This window comes from Helicobacter sp. 13S00401-1, from assembly GCF_002272925.1.
Taxonomy (GTDB): Bacteria; Campylobacterota; Campylobacteria; order Campylobacterales; family Helicobacteraceae; genus Helicobacter_I.
In genome coordinates, this window is record NZ_MLAR01000031.1 from 1 (window position 1) to 2,773 (window position 2,773).

Genomic DNA, 2,773 nt, shown 5'->3' on the forward strand with positions numbered 1-2,773 from the left:
AAAATATATCAATCTCCAAACTTCGGGACAAACTCGCCACAGAAAGCTTTTACAGATATCACGTCCTCAACCAACAAGACTGATATACAGGAAAATTCTACCAAAGCTACTAAAACAAGTCAAGAAGCTAGCAACCTAGGTGAAAATACAGCTAATGCTATAGATGATAAAGACCTAAAGCCTTTAAACTTTCTAGATAAAAATGGTAAAGATCACACCATAAGCCCTGAAGTTCAAAAAGAGTGGATAGAAACACTAGGGCTAAAAAGTATAGATGATACTTATATACCTAAGCTAAAAGAAGAAGTAAAAAGTGCTCTTAATAACAAAGATATAAAAGTACAGTTAGGAAGTCTTAAAAAGCTAGTAAGTCAAGGTAGGCAGAAGTATATACGTGAAATAAAAGAAGTTTTAGAAAGTCCTGAATTGATTATAAAAGATAACAACAATGCCTACTTATTTGTTAAGGATATAAGAGAAGATTTATTTTTCATAAATGTAAGTGTTAATAAAGGAGATTACTTAGTAAGTATATCAAATGGCCTTAAGACTGCAAGTGGGCTAAATAATAAACTAAAAGAAGGGGGAGAGGTAATATATCAGTCTTCAAACTCCCAGTCAAACGCGTCTAAGCTTTCTATAGGTATCACGACATCTTCCACCAACAAGACTGATATACGGGGTAATCCTACCAAAGCTACTAAAACAAGTCAAGAAGCTAGTAGCTTAGGTGATGAAGTTGATGCTACTAAAACTAGTGATGTAGTAACCAAAAAGGAAGAACCCTAAAGGGAAACATAAAGAAGACATAAATCAAACTCAGACAGAAGGACTAAAAGAGTTTGGAACTAACTATAAAGAGTTTTATCATAAACCAAAAGAAGCTATCACTCATCTACTAGAAGTTAAACAAGGACAAGTAGCAGGAGCTTTTTATAAAGAAGGACTAGGAGATATAGATCTAGTATGGGGGAATGATAACTTAGGATTAAAACATATATTAAAAAGAAGAAGTGAAGAAAAAGGAGAGGATGAAGCTTTAAAATTCATACAAGAATTGCCACAGTTAATACAAAATGGAGAGATAACTAGAGGGGATACTAGAGTTTTTGTAGTAACTCCAAAAACAAAAATAGTTATATCTTTAGACTATTTTGGCAACAAGACCAACAAGTGGATAGTCACAGCGTACTATAGAAACTAATCCAACCCTACCAGCTTCGCTGCACTGATAAGGTTATAAACAAAAGACTTCAGCCTTAGAAACATCTTATGTAGAATTAGTCTACAGAGATTATAACAAAATATTAGAATCTAGAAAACTTTTATTTATTATGTAACTCCTAGCTTCAAAATAAGGAGACAGTTAACTAAAAAATCTTAGTCTTTATTGCAAATAAAATAAAATCTATAACAATTAATACACAAAAAAATGCATTAAAACATAACTGGTTTGGTAAAAAAACAAAAGATAGGTGGATAGTTATGGCGTATGAACTTAATAAGTAAGAAAGCTAAGTATATCATCTAGCTTTTTTACTATACCAAGATATCTTTGGTAAAACTCTTGAAACAATTTCATCATTTTTAGCACCTTGCTTCTTTAAGTTAAAGATAGCATAGATTCATTATAAGGGATTAGAATGGATTAAATAAGGTTTGAATTTAATAGACTTAAAGCTAGCACTAACAAATAATATTAACACTTTAGAGCGTAGAAAGTTTAGCTAATATATAGTGAGCAAGCACTAGAAGGCACTAGTGATGAAATCATACTAAAAGCCATGACACAAAGCTTTATAGATAAGCAACTTTTAAAAACTGCTTTGGTGGCAAAATCAAGTTTTGATCTACTTGCAAGTAATGCTGCAACTACTTCTGAGCACGCTCAAATCGTAAGGCTAGGCAAAGATTTAGTAGGTACTTTTGAAACAATCAAACGTGCAATTTATGGCAGGGAAACTGATAATTTAGTAAATATTATAAATAATCCAAACATCACCCTAGAAGACACTTCAACCCTAAGTGATGCTGAGCTTAAAAGCTTGCTAAGCAAAAAAGCAAGAGAGCAAAATGCAAGTGTTTAGAGTAGTTTTAATGTGCGTCTTATTAGTTTTAATGCTTGCTACTTTGATATTTGGTTTTTTGTGGATGGGAGTAAAAAATAAACTAGAAAACTTAAAAGTTGAATACACTATATTACAAGATAGTCTAACTAGACAAAATAAAGCCCTAAAAGCTTTAAAAGTTGATGTAGCAAGCTATGATGCTAGCAAAAAAGAACTACAAAAAGCACTCAAACTCACAACAGATAGGATAATTAGCGATTACAACACTGCAAGAAATAATACAAAGCTTTTAAAAGCTCCTAAGTCTTTATCAAACAAAAACTGTAGCTGTGCTGAGCTTTATAATGCTAAAAAAACACTAAAGCTTAAAGAATTAGAACTTAAAACTATAGATGCTCTTTTTGCAAAAAGCTTAAGGAAAAAGCCATGAAAGCACTAGACTTAGCAAAATACATAGTCCAACTAACTGACCTAAGCGGGTGCAAGTCAAGTAACTTACAACTCCAAAAGATAATATATTTTGTCAACCTAAAGCATATAAAAGATAAAGGAAGTTTCTTGATTGATGAACCTTTTCAAGCTTGGCAGTTTGGCCCAGTGGTAGAGGAGGTTTATAGAGAGTATTATTTATGGAGTGGGCTTGCAATTTATACTGAACAAACACAAATTGATAACAAAACTCTATCATCTGATATGAATAGCTT

5 protein-coding genes are annotated in these 2,773 nt (G+C 32.1%); all 5 read left to right on the forward strand.

The window, feature by feature from the left end:
- Positions 1 to 789 (forward strand): PBECR2 nuclease fold domain-containing protein (locus BKH43_RS08555; protein WP_253248084.1); only part of this gene is annotated, 789 nt, incomplete at its 5' end.
- A 97-nt stretch (positions 790 to 886) separates the two neighbouring features.
- The gene (locus BKH43_RS08685; protein ID WP_275542204.1) at positions 887 to 1,204 is read left to right on the forward strand and encodes a hypothetical protein; all 318 of its coding nucleotides are present in this window, start codon (positions 887 to 889) and stop codon (positions 1,202 to 1,204) included.
- A gap of 580 nt (positions 1,205 to 1,784) precedes the next feature.
- A complete protein-coding gene (locus tag BKH43_RS08255) occupies positions 1,785 to 2,087 on the forward strand; it encodes a hypothetical protein (protein ID WP_095230460.1) in 303 nt (100 codons plus the stop codon).
- Positions 2,074 to 2,499: a hypothetical protein gene (locus BKH43_RS08260; protein WP_095230462.1), complete on the forward strand. Its 426-nt coding sequence runs from the start codon at positions 2,074 to 2,076 to the stop codon at positions 2,497 to 2,499. Before BKH43_RS08255 ends, BKH43_RS08260 begins: the two co-directional genes overlap by 14 nt.
- The coding region (locus tag BKH43_RS08265) for a type II toxin-antitoxin system antitoxin SocA domain-containing protein (protein WP_143429065.1) at positions 2,496 to 2,773 on the forward strand (278 nt) is incomplete at its 3' end. The genes BKH43_RS08260 and BKH43_RS08265, both read left to right, overlap by 4 nt.